Source organism: Streptomyces sp. NRRL S-378 (assembly GCF_000720645.1).
Lineage (GTDB): Bacteria > Actinomycetota > Actinomycetes > Streptomycetales > Streptomycetaceae > Streptomyces.
The window spans coordinates 1-17256 of the sequence record NZ_JOBX01000082.1 but is presented as its reverse complement, the minus strand read 5'-3'; the positions used below and the strand labels follow the sequence as shown (position 1 = coordinate 17256).

Sequence of the window (17256 nt, the reverse complement as noted above, 5' to 3'; positions counted from 1 at the left end):
GGAAGCGCCACCTCCCTGTGGGCCGGCTGGAGCGGCGGGAGGCGGGGTGGCGGTCGGGTTGGGGGTGGTCAGAGACACGCTGTACCTCGCAGGGGTCGTCGTTGGACGTGGTTTGGGAGGGGTAGCTCCCGGGTGCCCGGGCTTCGGGGAGCGCCGGGTGCCCGGAGGGCATGCTGACGGCGCCGTGCGCGGGGGCGTGGGGCGGCCTGTTCGGCTATGCCGCCGCGCAGCTCCGTGCTCCGGGTCGACGGTTGGCGGGTGTGTGAGGCCCGAGTCGCAGGGCGGCCGTGTGCTCCGTGGCTTTGTGTGCCTGGTCCGGGCGGGCACCGCTGAAGGGGTAGCCGTGCCCGGACCTGGTCGGCTAGCGGTGTGCGGAGACGCGGATCTGCGTGCCGGCGGTTCCTTCGAAGGGTGCTTGGTCGGACAGGGACAGGGGAGGGTGGCTGCCGGCCTGTTCGGCGAGCAGCAGGGATAGCAGGAGCCCGGCGGAGTGGGCCCGCAGTACCCGCGCGGCCTGCCGGAGGCGGTGTTCCTCGCCGGCGGGCAGGGACAGGGCGACGCAGGTGGCCCTGCCCGGGGTCCCGACGGAGTACGCGACGCACACGTTACGCCGGGAGTACTCGCGGTAGTCGTACTGCGCGGCGTGGGGTCCGCCGCCGTCGAGGGCCTGGAACAGCTCGCGGGAGGTGGTGATTGTGTGGTCGGTGAGCTTGATCTGCTGGTAGCGGGTCAGGTGGTCCATGCGCTCTTCGAAGGTGAGCTGGGACAGCAGCGCCTTGCCGTTGGCGCTGGCGTGCGCGGTGTCGCGGAAGTCCACCCACTGCTGCACACCGGGTGCCTGCGGCCCCACGGAGTGGTGCGGCACGACGACTTGCCCGCCGGCGTAGGTGCTGATGTAGATCGCCGCCCGGGTCTGGTCGCGCAGCCGGTCCAGGGACTGCTGGACGAGCCGCTCCGGCGGGTCGCCCCGGCGGGCCATCGCCAGGACAGGGCCGGGGAAGTGGACGCCGGAGACGGTGGTGACCATCTGCTGGCTGCGCAGCAGGCCCAGCAGTAAGTCGAGTCCCGCGGCCGACAGCTGCGCGCGGCGCCGCAGCGTCCGGCTGGCGATGCCCTGCGACGCCTCGATGTGGAGCAGCAGATCCAGCGCGCGGTAGGCGGCCTTCCACTGCTGGGCGGTGTCGGCGGGGACGAGACGGCTCCTGGCCATCTCGGTCAGCACCGCCGGCCGCAGCGCACCCACCACCCACGCCCCGGTCTCCCCGCCGTTCCCTACTGCTGCCGGCCGGAGCGCGAGCGGGACGGCGGCCTTCGGAGCCGCCGGATCGGCCGGTGCGGGCAGCACGGCCGGCGCAGTCACCGTCGTCGGGCCCGTGGTGCCGCTCGCGGCGACCGGCCTGAGCCCGGCCGAGCGTCCGGGCCGCTGCCGTACCCCGTTCTCCTTGCTGCGGGTCCGGGGCAGCAGGACGAGCCGCGGCCCGTCCGGCCCTGCCGCCCCGCGGTCGCCGGGGCTGTCGGCGCCCTCGTCATCGTTGTCGGTCTGCAGGACGAGAGGCTTGCCCATCCCGATACGGACCTCGTCGAAGAAGTCCGGGTCCTGAACCGTCCAGCTGCCGCTGATCCTCCGGCCGACCGTCCCGGCCAGCAGCCGCTCGGCATCCGCGTGCCCGTGCCGGGCGGCCTCCGCGACCAGGAACCGCACATCCTCCACCGGCCCGCCGGCGCGGGCGGTCAGCGCGGCCATGCGGAACAGCGCGCCCGGGTGCCCGGCCTCGGCCGCCGAGCCCAGCCACTTCGCGGCCACCAGCAGCTCGCCGCGGACCAGCGTCTTCGAGCCCAACCGGTACATCGAGTTGGCGTGCTCCCGCTCCTCCAGGCTCAGCCCGTACGCGTCATCCAACGGCCCGAAGTTCCCCCGCGGCCGGTTCCAGAAGTCCGGCGGCCCGGCGAGTTCGTCCAGCAGGTCCGCGAGCCCGGCCGGGACCACCGGATCCGGGCCCGCAGCCCCACCGGAGTGGCCTTCGTACCTGCTCACATCCGTCACCTGTCCTTCTCCCCGTCATCCTTCTTCGTCTTCCGGTGCTCGTCCCGAATATGCCCAGCGAGCTTGCCCCTTAGATGCGTGACGGCCTTGTTCCGCAGGTTGTGCAGACGGCCCACCGGTATGCCCATCAGGACCGCGATCTCCCCATCGCTCAGCCCGCGGCTCTGCAGCTCCACCACCCGCCGTCGCTGGCTGTCCCGCATCCCTCGGATCTGCGGAATCACCAACTGCTCCAGGACCTCCCGGTCCTCCGCCGAGAGCGTGCGCTGCGCCGGAAGCATGTCCAGGGCGTCCCCGCCCATCTGGACGGTGTGCCGCCGCATCCGCTTCTGCTGGCGGTACTTGTCGATCGCGAGGTTGCGCGCGGCCGTGTGCAGGTACGCCTCCACGTCCGTGTCCGCCTTCAGCTTCCCCTCGGTAGCCGCCTCGCCCACCCTCAGGTACGCCTCCTTCGCCACGTCGCAGCAGGTCGCATACGACAGCGTCCGGAACTCCTTGCGCAGCCTGGCCGGCTCCGTCTCCATGAACGGCGTGAACGCCTCGAACACCCGCTGCGCCACGTTCGCGGCCAGGACCGCCGCTTCCTCCGAGGCCTGCTCGCCCACCGCGGTCCTCACTTCCCGCCCGGGCTGGCGCCAGCCGTACCCGGCACCACCGTGGTGGCTGCGGCCGCCGGCACGGCCGTGCCATCACCCGGAGTGGGGGCGGAGACGATCTCCCCACCCATGTCCTCTGCGGCATCCGCCCCAGGGGACTTACGGCGACCGGGTCCTCGCCGGCACGGACGCACCACCCTGCCCAGCGCGGACACCGCGCTCACGACGGCCGGGGCGTACCCGGTCGACTCCGACAGCGTCATCTCGTGGATCTCCAAGATCTGTGGGACACGAGGACGCCGAACCCACGTCCTCGCCCCCCAGACGACGCACACCCCCCACTTCTCCCCCAAGGCACCTCGCGTTCACCCGGGAGAGTGACAACCGGGCGCAGGAGTCCAGTTGGGCTGAAGCGGAACGCCTCCTCGGCGTGGAGCACGGTCGGGCTGCGGTAGCCGGGTCTGGGCACGTGCCCCTGATTTGCCAACCCGCAAAACATTGCGCTCTGTTGATTGTCAGTGGCAGTCCATAGCGTCATTTGTATGGCGCGCGCGTGTTCCACAAGGAACTCGGCGAGATCAACCTCTCCGAACTGAACCTCGACGACCTTGAAGACCGCAGGCTGTGCGAGTCGCTGTACGGCAAGACGAAGAAGGGCGACCTGGAATGCCTGGACCGCCGTAGGAGAGACCCGGGCTGCCCGCAGTGGATGAGCTTCTTCGATGTGGCCACCGATCGGGTGACGGTCCGTGAAGCGAAACGAGCGAGGCCCCCGGGCTGTTGATCGAGATGTCTGACGTCTCGATCACGTTGCTCGGGGGCCTCGTTGGTCACGCATCCTGCCGCACTCGACCTGCCGCACGCACTCGTGGAGTGGGTCACCATGCTGATCGTCACCCGTGAGGGCGACCGGCGCTGCAAGCTCCGTCCGTCCCAGCGAGCGATGGTGGCACTGGTGTACCTGCGAGAGCACATCACTCTGGCGAAGATCGCTGCCGGGTTCGGGATCAGCGAGTCCACCGCCCATGCCTACACCAGCGCGGTCGTCGACCTGCTCGCCGCGCGTGCGCCGGGTCTGCTGAGGACGCTGCGCGAGCATGATCCCGACTTCGTCCTGCTCGACGGCACTCTCGCTGAATGCGACCGGGTCGGCGACGGCCGGGCCGACTACTCCCCCAAGCACCGGCGCCACGGCGTGAACGTGCAGGTCGTCACCGATCCCGGCGGCCGGCTGCTGTGGCTCTCACCCGCCCTGCCGGGCCGCACCCACGACCTGACCGCCGCCCGCACCCACCGGATCATCCGCATCTGCGAGCGCCAGGGCGTTCCCATCGTGGCCGATCTCGCCTCCCAGGGCGCCGGTCCGTGGCTGACCACGGGCATCAAACGCAGGCCCCTGAAGAAACTGACCCCCACCCAGAAGACTCGCAACCGTGCCCTGGCCGCCACACGGGCACCCGTCGAACGTGGAGTCGCCCGCCTGAAGTCCTGGCGGATCTTCCGCAGGTCCCGATGCAGTCCCAACCGCATGACGTCAATCGCCAAGGCCGTCCTCACCCTGGAGCTGCAACGCTGAAGAAGCTCATTGACGGGACGACCTCCGGTCAGTGGCAGCTCGTGCGGACAGTCATCTGCCGATGTACCGCTCGTTCAACATGACCGACGGACGCGCGGCCGAGCTGGAGGAACTCGGGATCGTGTGTGACACCGCCGACGCCGGCTTCGAGGCCGGCCTCACGACCGGATGACGGCAGAAGTCGCACGGCCGCATGCCTTCGACCACCGACTCTCGAACAGGCATGTCCTCACTCATGACAGTCACACTGCCACCCGACCCCCTTGACCAAAGACATTGGGGCCCCCATCGAATTGCTACTCCCTTCTGAGGCCTTGTTCTCTCACATCGGCCACGGAGAGAAATACCCTGACGCGTTCTGGCCGTGCCGTCTCGGAAAGCGGTCGCAGATGCCAGCGGATCTTTGGCGCACGGCCCTGCGTGCCGCCGTCGACGGGGACGATGTCGTCTTCGAGCACTTCGGTGAAGGCGTAACCACGGGCCGCGTCGCCAAGGGCGGGGCAGTAGTCCAACGCAATCCGCAGACAGGCAGGGTGGATGGCGGCAGACGAAACCACGGCCGCTCCCTCCTCCGGCCTCTCGAGCGCCACCCAAGCAGCGGCGCCAAGATCGTCCCCGCAAACTTGGCAGCCCCATAAGCGGCGGCAAAGCTCCGCTTTGACCCGCTCGATCTCGCGGAAGAGAGGCCCGTCGTCTCCCATGGGGGTGACCCACGGGAAGGGGAATCCACCCACCATGGGGCGTGGCAGCCCTGCGGGGTTCTGAAAATCCGCCCCCTTGTAGCGCGGCGGATGCACGTAGACGACGTCCTTCATGCGCTGGCCGTCGTCCCGGTCCCGTAGGTGGACGATCCTCTGGTTCGTGTGCGCCTCAGTCGGCAACGTTACCCTCTCGAAGTCGCTCGATCATGCGCTCGGTCGTCGCGATGGGGGCTTCATCAAGATCGGAGCCTTCCCGGGCGACACCCGGTTGGGCGTTCCAGGTCTCGTGGCCGGTGAACGGGATGGTCTCGGTCGGGGTGTACCGCGGCAGATCCCGATAGTGGTTCACACCCTCGACGGGTTCACCGCGCACCAGTACCGGGTCCAGGTAGACCCCACGGCTCTCAATCCGCGTGGAGGTGGCGATGTACCCCATGTCGAGTCCACACCGCCGCTTGGGCGAGGTGTTCGGCTCCGAGCAGTGCAGCAGATGGGGGTGGTGGATCGATACGTCGCCGGGGTTGAGCTCGATGTCAACGATGCCGCGCTCCTCGGCCCACTGAGCCACCAGTCCGTCATCGGCCTCCGAGAAAAGCATGTTGGGGCGGTCCGTCCGCCGGTTCGGCCTGTAGAGCGGCAGCTTGTGGCTGCCGGGGATCATGCGCAGGCAGCCATTCTCTGTAGTGCTCTCGTCGATGGCCAGCCAGACGGACAGCGCTTTCATCGGCGCCAGTTTCCAGTAGGCGCCGTCCTGGTGCCACAGAACCGGCTGTCCATCGTACGGGGGCTTGCAGATGTAGTGCGCGGTGAAGCACGCAAGATCGGGACCGAGGAAATACTCGGCAATGTCCACCAGGTGGGGGTCCGATACCAGGCGGACCCAGAAGGCGTCTTTGCGGATCAGAGGATGGTGAAAATGCTCGGGACGCAAATCAGGATATTTGCGGGTGAGCCAGTCGACATGGGCTCTTGCTTCCTCCAGCAAGCCCGCTGGCACTGCGTTGCGGATGATGGAGAACCCTTGATCGGTCAATTCCCCGCCGACCTTCTCCATAACGCCCGGGTCGAGTGTGGCCATGGTCAGCTCCTTACGAGGTGCGCCAGATATTGCTTTCCGTGCGGAACCAGTTCATGGAGCTGCCACGGTGTACCGCTCAGCAGTTCTTCCAGTTCAGTCGCGGAGACGAAGAGGTAGTCGAACCAGGACGTCGAAACAGCGCCGTCCCTGATGCGCAGCCGCTGTTGGCCGGGCAGACGGCCCAGGGCACGGTTCTTGTCCCGGTACGCGCGGTTGCAGTCGCTCGTCAATGTGTAGGGGTCGATACTCACGCCCAGCAGCGCCCCACCGGGCTTGGTGAGTGAGGCCAGGCGGCGCAGCACGCCGCCGGCCTTCTCCCGGCTTCCCAGGAGCCCGAGGTTCTGTCCTCCGAGCAGGATGGTGTCGAACGTCCCGAGAGCGGGTTCGAGGCTCTCGACCGAAGCGGTCAGTACGTCCACGCCTCGTTCACGGGCCACCGTGGCCGCACCGGGCGACGGCTCGATTCCCAGTACCTCGTGGCCTTGGGCCAGCAGGTGCGTGGCGTGCCGGCCGGGACCGCATCCCACGTCCAGCACCCGTTGCGCTGCCCGCTCGCAGAGCTGTTGCTCCAGCGGTCCCCATTCCTCGAAGGGGGCGAAGTACCGATGGATGTCGTTGACGGTGATCAGGCCGTCGTCCCGCTCGATGATTTCGTGGAAGAGGCCGAGGCGCGGGCCTGCCTTCCAGGCTTCCAGAACAGCAGTCCCGAAGGGATCCCCGCCGGAGGTGAGGTCGAGGACTGGGGCGTGAACGCTCATGGTGTGTCTCCCAAGTGCTGTGGGAACTTATGGGGCGCAGGAGGGCGGCTGCCGGCTGAGGGAAGCGGGCTCATACTTCCCACTCCGAGGGGAGTGTCCGACAGCCGCGGAGCGGGGACAGAAGCAAGAGAACAAGAGGGATCGCCATGGCCAGCGCGCCTGCCCAGAGCGCCGCACCGGTGGACCAGTGGCTGGCGACCGCTCCTCCGATGAGGGCTCCCAGCGGGGTGGCGCCCTGAATGACGACGCTGTATGCCGCCGTGACCCGTCCCATGTACTTGTCGGGCGTCACACGGGCACGCAGCCCGGCCGTGGACACGGCCCTGCCGACGATGGCAACACCGATGAGGACCTGCGCCAGCGCGATGAGCGGCACCGCCGCCTGGCGGAACACCCCGGCAAGCGGCGCCGCGAGGACCGCGAAGGGAGTCAGGGCGGAAAAGACCAGTGTCATCCGGATCTCACCGAACCGGCGCCTCAGTTTCGGTGCCAGGAGGGAGGTTGCGAAGCCGGCCAGAGCGCCGAGCGTCGACAGGAGGCCGTAGAGCCAGGTGGTGACGCCGATCTCCTTGAGCAGGAAGACCGGAAGCATCGACAGGATGATTCCCGCGCCGATGTTGTTGAGTGCGGCCTGGTTGAGAAGGAGGCGGAGCAGCGGCTGTTTGAACAGAACGCGGATCCCCTCCGCGACCTCACGACGGAACCGGCGTTCGGAGCCGTCCGCGCCGCGCGCGATGTCGTCCTGGGAGTGGATGCGCCGTAGCACCAGAAGTGAGGTGAGGTGGCTGAGCGCGGCGAAGCAGTAGAGGAACGGGGCGGCCACGCCCTGAGTCACGACGCCGGCCACGCTGGGAGAGACGGCTTGGATGGCTGTCTCCGAGCTCTGCAGTCTGGCGTTTCCGTCCGACACTCGCCGCCGGGGCAGCACGAACGGCAGCACGCTGTTGTGCGCCACGTCGAAAAACACCCCAGCCAGGCTCACGGCGATCGCCACCGCGACCAGCTGGGCGATCGAGAGCACGCCGAGGAAGTACGCGATCGGTACGCTTCCGAAGGCCAGCATGTACACGACGTCCGCCCAGATCATCACGGGCTTCTTGCGCCAGCGGTCGATCCACACGCCTGCAGGCAACCCCATCACCAGGAATCCGATTCTGCTGCACACGAAGATCAGGCTCATCGCCAGGGGCGATGCGTCCAGCAGGAGGAGGGCGGTGACGGGCAGCGCGAAGGAGGCGACCTCTGCCGCTGCGTATCGGAAGCCGTTGGCTACCCACAGCCGTCTGAAATCCGGAACCTTGAGAACTTCGACGGATGCGTCTGAGGCTATGTCGGCTTTGGGGGAGATCGACAAGGTTTTCCTTATTTCAGTGGAAGCTGGTCAGCCCGGGGTTGTCACCGAGGGCCAGCTGAGCAGCGAGTTCCGTCAAGGCCTTGCGGTCGACCTTGCCATTGGAGTTCCGGGGCAGCTCGCCGTCGACGAGCACGAAGCGCTGCGGCACCATGTAGTGGGGCAGCCGGTCCCGCAGCAGATCGGGCAGTGGTTTAACTGCGTCGAGGCCGCTTGTGCTCACGAACGCCGTGATCAGATTGGAGAAGAGGGGGTCGGGTGTCGCCACGGCTGCACAGTCGTGGATGCCGTCGACGGTGTGGAGGTGCCGTTCGATCTCGCCCAGTTCCACCCGGAAGCCGCGCGACTTGATCTGGTCGTCTTCGCGCCCGATGAACTCCAGGTCCCCTGTCCTGTTCTCCTGGACCACGTCACCGCTGGCGTACCACTGCCGGCCGTCAGCGGTGCGTACGAAGGAGCGTGCCGTCTGTTCAGGATCCAGGTAGCCCTCCATCAGCATGCTGCCGCGGACCAGGAGCCGGCCCGGTGTGCCGGGCTTCACCGGCTCCAGCCACTCGTCCACCACCGCTATCTCGGCTCCGGGCAGAACCCTGCCGATCGGGATGATCGCATCAGGGGGCTGGGGGCCTTCAATCTCGTGGAACGTGCAGACGTTACTCTCGGTAGGGCCGTACACGTTGAGCAGTCGTATCCCGGGGAGGGCCGAGAGCAGCACGTTCACGTCTCCCGCCTGCAGTGGCTCACCGCCTGTGACGGCTGCGCGCAGCGATCCGAGATGCGGTAGCAGTTCCTTGCCCCGGCGAGCGAGCCAGACGAGGGTTGATGTCACCGCGTACCAGACGGTGCCGCCGACCTGACGGCAGAAATCGATATAGGCGGCGGGAAACGGCGCCGCGGACGCCGGCATCAGGGCGACAGCGGCACCTACGCGCGCGGCGCCGAAGAGGTGGAGCGTGGTGGGGTCGAAGTGCAGCGGCGCCGAGTTGATGATGACGTCCTGCTCGGTGAGCTGGACTTCCTCCACAGCCCAGTCGACGAATGCCGATGCGCTCGCATGGGTGTGGACCACGCCTTTGGGGTGGCCGGTGCTCCCGGAAGTGTGGAAAACGTATGCAAGATCCGGGAGCGGCGCGCGCGGGAGCGACGTCGGGACGGTATACCACAGCGGGGCCACGACCGTGGATGCGGTGGGCAGAGGACGCCAGGTGAGGTTGGGGGCCACTGTGCGCCACTGGTCACGGGCTGCGGTGTCCGACACCAGTACGCGGGGAAGGCTGCGGCTGACTATCAGCTCGGCACGGGCGATGGGTCCGTCCGGGTCGATGGGCACGTACCCGGCTCCTGAGCGGAGAATGCCGTGGACGGCCGCCACGGCCAGCGAGGACTTCGCCCCGTACCAGGCGACGCAGTCTCCGGGGCGAACGCCCGCGTCACACAGGGCCTGGGAGACGCGTTCCGCGATCTTGTCCAGTTCCGCGTAGCTGAGGGTGGTCGTTCCGTCGATGACTGCGGTACGCCCTGGGTAGCGCCTAGCGGTCGCCCGTAAGTCGTCCGCCAGCGATCGGCCGGAGTTCATCGGCACCCCTTCGATTTCAGGAACGCCCGGATCGCGAGGGGGGTGTCGAAGTGTGCCGGGAGGATCTCCGAGTCGCGGATGGTGACGGAGAATTCGCTCTCGAGGAGTGACACCAGGCTCAGCAGCGACAGGGAATCAATGGTCCGGGTGGCGATGAGCTGGGTGTCCTCGTTCACCGCAGCCGCGGGCGCCACCTCCTGGACGGCCGCAAGCACGGACCGGAGCATGGAGTCTTCCGGCATCACAAACCAAGTCCTTCCGCGATGATCTTCATCTGCATGTCTGAGGTCCCCGAGTAGTACCGGCTGGCCACTGCATCGGCCATCAGCGCAAGAGCTCCCGTCTCCGGCAGCAGCGCGTAGCCGCCGTACAGGTCAGGCAGTTCCTGGCAGAAGCGGTTGAACTCTGCACTGACATGCAGCTTCGTCAGTGCCGAGAGCCCGTGGTCGAGGGCGTTGCCGTCCGCCTTTCGAGCGGTGGCATACAGCACCTCCCGTGCACTGGTCAGGCTCAGGTGCATCCGTACGAGGCGCTGCCGGATCGTGTCGTACGAGCTGATGGGTTGCCCGAACTGGTCACGTGTACGGGTGTGCTCGATCGCTCGGCTCAGCGCCCTGCTCATCAGCCCGAGTGTCGGCGCAAGGATGAACGCCCTTTCGTGGCGCATGGCATGCATGAGAACGGCGAATCCGGCGCCGGCAGGGCCGAGCAGGTCGGCCTCGCCGACCACACAGTCGTCCAGATGGAGGGAGCCCAGTTGCGCACCCGCCAGTCCGGCTTTGTCGATGGCCTTCCCAATGTGCAGACCCCGGGCACCTCTGGGGACGAGGAAGGCCGTGAGCCCGGACAGTGGACTGCCTTCGGCGGTACGGGCGAGCACTAGGAAGACGTCCGCAGTCGGGCCATTGGTGATGAAGGTCTTGGCGCCGCTCAGTTGCCACCGGCCGTCACTGCTCCGTTCGGCGCGGGTCCGCAGGGACAGCAGGTCGGAGCCCGAGTCGTACTCGGTGGCCGCGAAGGCCCCGACCGCCGTGCCCGCCATGAGCGGCTCCAGGTACTGCCCGCGCTGCGCGTTGCTGCCGAACTCAAGGATGGGTTCTTGGCATGCCCACATCTGTGCGGCCATCGCGAAGGACAGACCGCTCAGTCCGCTCTCCTCGGCGAACGCATCCAGTGCACGGCAGGCGGCTTCGTATCCGCCACCTGCACCGCCCGCACACTCGGGAACGGCCATAGACAAGAGACCTTGGGAGGCCGCACCGTCCCATGCGGCTGCGGTATCACGGCACTTGGACGCCCAGGATCTCATCCCGGTCAGCCAGGCGGTGAACTCCGTATCCGGCGCAGACCAAGGCTGTGTCATGTCCGCTCACCGCCACTCCGGACAGGCCACTTGAAGACGTGGTGAGACTCCGACAGGCCGAAATCGTCGAATACGGCGGGATGCTGTCCCGGCGCAGTGAGGGCGAGCAGCTCGTACTCGGTTCCCACGGCGAGGCTGGTCGCCAGCCACTGGAAAATGTCCCCGGCGATGCCCGTGCCCCGAAGGTTCGGTCGAAACTTGATCTCGTGGAGTATCAACCGGCTCTTCCCGCCGGGCCGCAGCCGCGCAAGTGCGGTGACGGAGAAGACCGCGACAACCAGGGCGTCGGATTCGACAACGTAGTGGGTGGTGCCGGCCTCGGTGCGGCTGTCCGCCAGACGGGAGACGAGGTCCCCCACGGCATCGGCTCCGTACACCTCGCGGATGGACTCGGCATCGTGCACCGTGGCTTCGCGGATGGTCCGCGGGGGTATGGGCCTAGCCACCGGCGACCGCCGACATGATCATCACCGTGGTCCGCGGGGCCACCACGACATCCATCGAGTCGAGGTCTCGGATGTTGTCCTCCCCGAGGAATACGCTCACGAAGGGCAGAAAGGCCCCGCCCTTGTCCGCAACCTGCCGACGCAGAGCGGGGTGACGCTCGTACACTCCGGCCATGATGTGCCGGAACGTTCCGGCCGGCACCTGGAACCTGGTCTCACCTCCGGCGAAGCGGGCGAGTGGCGTGGACAGGAGGACCTCGACCTCGGACACCGGGTTCTCCCCTCGATCCTGCGCTGTCATTTGTCGGTCCTCACCGTCTCGGAGATGTGTGCCCGGTACTCCTCCCAGCCACGGATGGCCTCGTGGAGTTGGGAGTCGTAGTCGGCGTCCTTGATGAAGCCGTGGCCCCTGCCGTCACGGAGCATGACGGCACGGACGCCTTGGCTGCCGCTCAGACCACGCATGATGGGGCGCAGGTGTTCCAGCGCGAAATAGGAGTCCTGCTCGGAGAGCAGTGCGTACAGAGACCGGCCGGATCCCGGTGCTGCCCAGTCGGCGAGGATGTCCGTCATCGTCTCCGGTGCGGCCATTGCGGAAAGATGGCTGAACGGCTCCGCCTCCCTTTCCCACTGCGGCAGAACAGTCGGGTCGTTGTGCGGTGAGACGACGAACGCCAGATCGTCGCCGCCGGCGCGCATGCAGTGCTTGAGGGCCGCGTATCCGCCTGACGACAGGCCGTGCCATACGGTGCCCTTCAGCGCGTGGTCCTCGAGCAGCGACGTCCGCAGCCCGTACATGTGCGGTACGAACTCCTCCTCGCCCAGAAGAAACCAGCCGCAGCACGAGTCCTGGGTGTGCAGGTGGATGGGATCAGAGAAGGACAGGCACACGGACGTCTGCGCCTGCTTCCACTGCTTGCGCGCGAAGACCGGAGGCACGTGCTTCTCTATCCGGCTGAACCCGTGGAAGAGGATGTGCAGGTAGGGGCTTTCGACGACGTCGGGCACCGTGACCTCATACTCAAGGATGTACCCCTCCGAGTGGTGAAACCGGCCCCGTTGAACTTTCACTACCAAACCTCGCAATGGCTGATCCTGGGCTTGCACTCACTGGGTCTTTTGTCAGGCGGTCAGTGTGCGGCCCTCTGAGTACGCGAGACCTGGGCAGACAACCCGGACGACGCTGAACGGCTCGGACGGGTCGGAGAGTAGAACCGCCATGGGGCCATGGCCGGTGACGTCCCTGATGCAACGTGTGACGTATGCAAGCTCTTCCTCCATGTCGTCAAAGTCGGCACTGTGGCCGTGCAGCGCTTCATCGAAACTCAAGCCCGGGGTAGCCGGGAATCCCGGATCTGCGCAGGCGTCCCGCCAGGTGTCTTGGGTCGAGGGGATGTCGTCGCGGGTGGCGCTGATCTCGGTCAGTCGGCTCTGCACGGCTTCGGTCAGGGCTCGGGAGAGCGCGACCACGGGGTCCATGTGAGTGCCGGAGCCGGCACACACGATGGGAAACAGGGGGGACCACACCAGGGCGGCGAACGTCGGTATCCCGAAGCGGTTCGGAATGCAGGAGATGTCGAACTCCACGCCGGCATCGGTGAGCCGGTTCATGAGCGAGCGCAGGTGCTCATCCCTGACTCTCCCCGGGGCGATCCGCAACCGCCGTGCGTCCCTACGAGACGGGTGTGCCGCCAGAACGTCGCGCTCGACCGCTTCGTACAAGCCGTGCAGGCATGCCTCCGCAAAGGTGTTGCCGGAGGCGAGCCCCGTACTGCTCGACTCGAACAGGCGCGGGCGCCAGAAGTGTTCTCCGCTGTAGGAGAGCCTGACAAGGTCAAGCGGTACCGGTATGTGACGGTCGTCCAGTAGCGACCGGGCCTGGACCCACGGCAGATCGAGCTGGGAGACCCAGTTGCCGGTCACCCTGAGGTTCAGATCGGTCATGGCGTAGGGCAGGCCGAGGCACATGGGCTCGGCGACGAAGGTGGAGAGCGCAGGATGTTCTGCATGCCACAGCTCGATGGACTCCATGACCGCGGAAAGCCTGGCGAGGAGGGGGGATGCGCCCTTGCCCTGCGACACGGCCAGGGTCTGTGATGCCGGCCGTACCGCCAGGAACACGGGGATGCCAATGTTGTCCAGACGGGTGATGTCGGCCACCCGAGTGATGCCGTAGTGGCGCAGTCTGGGTTCGACCCGCTCCCAGGTGGTCTCCGGGGGAACGGCTCGGTGCGTGCCGGGCAGTCTTACCCTACGCATCGAGCTCTCCTTCTGTTGTCTGAAGGGAGGCGAGATAGCCGATGGTGAAGGGCCGCAGGGCCGAGGCCGCGTGGCTCAGGGACGCGAAGCCCCGGCGACCGCATTCCAAGGCCAGTTCCTCAGTGGTGGGGGCATCCCAAATCCGGCTGAGCAGCCGTCTGCACACAGCGTCGGTGATCTGGCTGAGGCTGCGCTCCGGATGATTCTCCATGTGGTGTTCCATGCGGTGTAGCCAGTGGGACACCTTGGTCCGGTCCTGCGCCGTTTCCCGGCACAGGAGAAGCTGCGCCTCGCGGGGCTCTGCGAGGTCGGGCAGAGGACACAGCAATGCGGTGATCCTGGTGCGCAACTCCGGTTCGTCGAGCCACTGCGCGACCGTTGGGCCCAGGTGTTGGAGCACATGGTTCCGGAAACGGTCCGGGGCGCCAAAGGACCCCAGATCCGAGGAACGGTGCAGGAAATCCCACCAGATGTCGGGGAAGTCCAGGGTGAATATCTGCTGATAGGCGACCCGGTGATGCACCCAGGGGTCGGGCGGGGCGTAGCGGTTGCGCCATCGTCGGTAGAACTCCGTGCGCCAGTCGCGCCGGCTCGTCGGGGTGGAGGCCGGTGCGGTGCGTGGAGGGAAGGCGAGTCGCTCGGCGAGCGCGCATGCCTCAAGCGCGTCAGACCGCTTCTGGTCGAAGACCCCGGGTTCGGCGAAGACTTGGCCGGCATACCAGTCGGCGAACGCGGCTTCGCCGCATTCCCGGGCCAGGGCGAGAACGCGGTCCAGGGTGCGCATCGGGTAGTACTCATGCTCCAGCCGCGTCATCAGACGTCGGCCCGCATCGCGGGTGAGGACTCCTGCCGAGTCGGCGGCCACGACGGCTGCGTGAAGGTTGACCAGGGGGACGTTGATACCCACGGGCAAGCCTTCTTCGCCGTGGGCCACACTGACGGCGTCGTCCCCCTCGAAAACCCCGTCGCGGTACCAGCGGTAGACGCGACCGACACCTATCATGCCGAACTCGTCGAGCTCCGCCGCTCGCAGGGCTCCGATGCTGGCGGCGCCGATGACCGTGATTCCTCGCGCGAGCGCGTCGAGGATCTCTTTGTGTCGGAGCGCCAAGCGGTGGTGGTAGATCCCGTCCACGATGACGACGACGTCTCCGGCGGAAAGCGTCTGTGGAAAGAGGTCTCCGTGTCGGACGGGGCCGTGCAGGACGAAATCCGGATGGTACTTGTTCACGAGAGGTTCAGGGCACGACGGCCCGACGAACACGTGAACCGCCATACCCCTCCCCCGTTCTTCAGTAGCGTGCCGACGGTCGAGCCGGCACGGGCGGTTCAGTCAGCGATGACGCCCGGATGCCGACGCTTCAGTTACGCACTTCGCTGTCGGTGATGATCAGCGGGCTGTCGTCGAACAGGCCCTCGAAGTCCTCCCCCGTGAGCTCCTCGACGTCGCTGGTCGTCTCGACAATGACCTCAGCCATGCCTGTCTCCCTATCCGTGAATGAGCGAACTTTTCAACGCCTGCTGTGGCGCCAAATGGATGCTACATCGATTTCGATCACAACATCCAGGGACTTTTTCCGGAATCCCGGCCCATATATCACGTGCACAAGGAAGACCGAAAGCGCGCCTGCGAAAACTCGCCACGTTTTGACTTGTACCTTCACGAAGGAGGTCAATTCCAGCCGCAGCGCAACTCGTCTTGAGACATCTCGATGCTCGCAGCGCATCGAATCGCAGAACGTGGGGTGGCTACAGACGCTGCAACTCTCGGCCAGGCCAAAGAGTTGGCCAAATTCAGTCGTCAGGCGTCTGGAAACGGCCGTTGACTGCCGACGCAAGGGCAACGCATGATCAAAAATCGCGAATGATCAGTCTCAGCAGACGGGGTGCGCGTGGTTTTTCAGGTCACTCCCATGTCGCTCATGGTGGCCGCTCTCTTCTTCCATCAGCTCAATCGGCTCTGGGAGTATGGATTTTCAGGTGTAGGCCACCACTACGCCCCAGTATTCGGGGTCAGGCTGCCTCGCCGGTCGGCGACCGCCGGCCAGTTGCTGGCCTTGCCGCTGGCCCTGCTCATTGCGCTGACAGTGCCTTCTTTCGTCGGGCGCACCATCGTGGTCGCGTTGATCTCCTTTTGGATGCTCGCGACGCACATGAGGCTGTCGGATCACTGTTGGCTTGGGGCGGTGACGGTGGCCGCCATAGCGTTCACCCCCACTCGCCTCCATCCCCTTGTCGCACAGGACCTGCTCGTCGGCCTCTATCTGACGGCGGCATTGTTCAAGGTCAATGACGAGTACTTGTTCTCGGAACGCAGTGCTGGCCGTGTCGTCACCGCGCACTACTTCCGGCTGGTCGGCCTGCCGGATTTCCCAAGGATCCAGAAGGCGGTACCCGTCGTGGTGATCGCCGCCGAGCTCGTGACAGGTCTCCTGGTGTGCGTGTCCGGGTCAGAAAGCTGGGCTTTGTGGCTGGCGATCCTGATGCACCTCGCCTTCGGGGTTTCGGGCAACTTCCCCTTCTCGGTCGTTGCTCTGGTTCTGTGGGTGACCATGCTCTCGCCCAGCGGGCAGATCGCAGTCACCGGTATCCCAAAGGAACTGCTGGGCGCAGCAATCTTCGTCGGCCTCCTCGCTCTGGCCGGTGGGCGGACCGCGGCCGGTCACCGCTCGGCAAGCTGGCTGTTCAAGGACTTCTACCAAGGGGCGGCCTACGGAGTTCTGTGCGCGATGGCGGTGCTGTCTCCTGCGGACGTAGTCGCCGCTGCCGTCGGTGGGGGACTTCTTGTCCACGCCCTGATCGGGGTGGCGTTTTGTGTGAACTTCCTGCTGGTGGTGGCGGGCGTGAAGCTCGAGTGGAGTTTCGCAATGTTCACCAGCCTGCGCCCCTTCGGCCGCTCCTGGCTGGAACGCCACCAGATGAGAGACGGGCCTCGCTACTACGCACTCACGCTCCCCCCTCGGATACCGAGGTCACTGCTGGGCGAGGTCGATCCCGTGTTCGTCTATCTGGCAACGCGGGACGAGAACGTCGTGCACGAAGGTGTCGTATACCACCTGGAAGCAGTGGCGAGGAGGCACAACGTCACGTTTGCGCCTCAGGTCATGCGCATCGGCTCTGAGGGCCGTGCCCTTGTTCCGGCCGCACCGTCGCAACCCGCGCCTCGCCGACGCTTCCTCGACTACCCGGCCGTGGTTCCAAAGAGTCTGGATCGCCGTTACCTCGCCTGAGGAAATGGCGTAGCACCGCTCCTGCCGCCCGACCGGCCCATGGCGCCAGGTGCGCATTCTGGAGTGGGTCCTCAGCCTCACCGCCTGCCACGACGGCACCCCTGCACGATCACGTCCTTGCACCCAGAGCACTGACCAGGACTCGTCCAGTCCCCCGCTGATCGTCCTCACGAAATGTGTGCCAGAACCGTCAACCGACAGCGTTTGTTCGTGGGTTCCGGCGGCGTTTAGTGATCATCGGCACTCTGGATGTTCACGGGAAACAGCGGCAGCACCTT

At 66.6% G+C, this 17256-nt stretch carries 17 protein-coding genes; 3 read left to right on the top strand and 14 right to left on the bottom strand.

The features are described 5' to 3' along the window. Positions 1-361: 361 nt before the first annotated feature. Positions 362-2035, bottom strand: a complete 1674-nt coding sequence (locus tag IH80_RS41220; protein ID WP_158943752.1) for an IclR family transcriptional regulator domain-containing protein — start codon at positions 2033-2035, stop codon at positions 362-364. A gap of 5 nt (positions 2036-2040) precedes the next feature. Then, on the bottom strand, positions 2041-2649 hold the full coding sequence (locus IH80_RS43060; RefSeq protein WP_051810249.1) for an RNA polymerase sigma factor: 609 nt from the start codon (positions 2647-2649) through the stop codon (positions 2041-2043). Between the two features lie 544 nt (positions 2650-3193). Here IH80_RS43060 and IH80_RS45500 point away from each other — a divergent pair. Together IH80_RS45500 and IH80_RS0134435 are read left to right on the top strand one after the other, a co-directional pair. Beyond that, the gene (locus tag IH80_RS45500) at positions 3194-3424 is read left to right on the top strand and encodes a hypothetical protein (RefSeq protein WP_199819349.1); all 231 of its coding nucleotides are present in this window, start codon (positions 3194-3196) and stop codon (positions 3422-3424) included. 42 nt (positions 3425-3466) lie between these two features. Beyond that, positions 3467-4216, top strand: coding sequence for an IS5/IS1182 family transposase (locus IH80_RS0134435; protein ID WP_030965698.1), 750 nt, complete (start codon positions 3467-3469; stop codon positions 4214-4216). Between the two features lie 296 nt (positions 4217-4512). Here the strand turns inward: IH80_RS0134435 and IH80_RS0134425 are convergent, their stop codons facing one another. The 12 genes from IH80_RS0134425 to IH80_RS0134370 all read right to left on the bottom strand — a co-directional run bounded on the left by IH80_RS0134425 (position 4513) and on the right by IH80_RS0134370 (position 14979). Then, complete coding sequence (locus tag IH80_RS0134425; RefSeq protein WP_158943750.1) at positions 4513-5031, bottom strand: hypothetical protein; 519 nt, start codon at positions 5029-5031, stop codon at positions 4513-4515. 55 nt (positions 5032-5086) lie between these two features. Beyond that, on the bottom strand, positions 5087-5995 hold the full coding sequence (locus IH80_RS0134420; protein ID WP_030965696.1) for a phytanoyl-CoA dioxygenase family protein: 909 nt from the start codon (positions 5993-5995) through the stop codon (positions 5087-5089). A 2-nt stretch (positions 5996-5997) separates the two neighbouring features. Then, positions 5998-6753 (bottom strand): class I SAM-dependent methyltransferase, encoded by a 756-nt coding sequence (locus IH80_RS0134415; protein WP_030965695.1) that lies wholly within the window; start codon positions 6751-6753, stop codon positions 5998-6000. Positions 6754-6823: 70 nt separating this feature from the next. Beyond that, on the bottom strand, positions 6824-8107 hold the full coding sequence (locus IH80_RS0134410; RefSeq protein ID WP_030965694.1) for an MFS transporter: 1284 nt from the start codon (positions 8105-8107) through the stop codon (positions 6824-6826). 13 nt (positions 8108-8120) lie between these two features. Beyond that, a complete protein-coding gene (locus IH80_RS0134405; RefSeq protein ID WP_051810248.1) occupies positions 8121-9680 on the bottom strand; it encodes an amino acid adenylation domain-containing protein in 1560 nt (519 codons plus the stop codon). Further along, positions 9677-9895 (bottom strand): phosphopantetheine-binding protein, encoded by a 219-nt coding sequence (locus IH80_RS0134400; RefSeq protein ID WP_158943748.1) that lies wholly within the window; start codon positions 9893-9895, stop codon positions 9677-9679. The genes IH80_RS0134405 and IH80_RS0134400 overlap by 4 nt, the downstream gene beginning before the upstream one ends. 26 nt (positions 9896-9921) lie before the next feature. Further along, on the bottom strand, positions 9922-10989 hold the full coding sequence (locus IH80_RS0134395; protein WP_267883538.1) for an acyl-CoA dehydrogenase family protein: 1068 nt from the start codon (positions 10987-10989) through the stop codon (positions 9922-9924). Between the two features lie 50 nt (positions 10990-11039). Beyond that, complete coding sequence (locus tag IH80_RS0134390) at positions 11040-11447, bottom strand: hypothetical protein (RefSeq protein WP_158943743.1); 408 nt, start codon at positions 11445-11447, stop codon at positions 11040-11042. 34 nt (positions 11448-11481) lie between these two features. Then, positions 11482-11790: a hypothetical protein gene (locus tag IH80_RS0134385; protein WP_051810246.1), complete on the bottom strand. Its 309-nt coding sequence runs from the start codon at positions 11788-11790 to the stop codon at positions 11482-11484. Continuing rightward, positions 11787-12497, bottom strand: coding sequence for a hypothetical protein (locus IH80_RS0134380; protein WP_158943741.1), 711 nt, complete (start codon positions 12495-12497; stop codon positions 11787-11789). Before IH80_RS0134380 ends, IH80_RS0134385 begins: the two co-directional genes overlap by 4 nt. A 114-nt stretch (positions 12498-12611) precedes the next feature. After that, entirely contained in the window at positions 12612-13748 is a 1137-nt protein-coding gene (locus IH80_RS0134375; protein ID WP_037881970.1) for a YcaO-like family protein, read from the bottom strand. Then, the gene (locus IH80_RS0134370; protein WP_158943737.1) at positions 13741-14979 is read right to left on the bottom strand and encodes a TfuA-like protein; all 1239 of its coding nucleotides are present in this window, start codon (positions 14977-14979) and stop codon (positions 13741-13743) included. The genes IH80_RS0134375 and IH80_RS0134370 overlap by 8 nt, the downstream gene beginning before the upstream one ends. Before the next feature lie 682 nt (positions 14980-15661). Between IH80_RS0134370 and IH80_RS0134360 the strand changes: the two genes are divergently transcribed. Next, on the top strand, positions 15662-16978 hold the full coding sequence (locus IH80_RS0134360; protein ID WP_158943735.1) for a hypothetical protein: 1317 nt from the start codon (positions 15662-15664) through the stop codon (positions 16976-16978). The last annotated feature ends 278 nt before the right edge of the window (positions 16979-17256 follow it).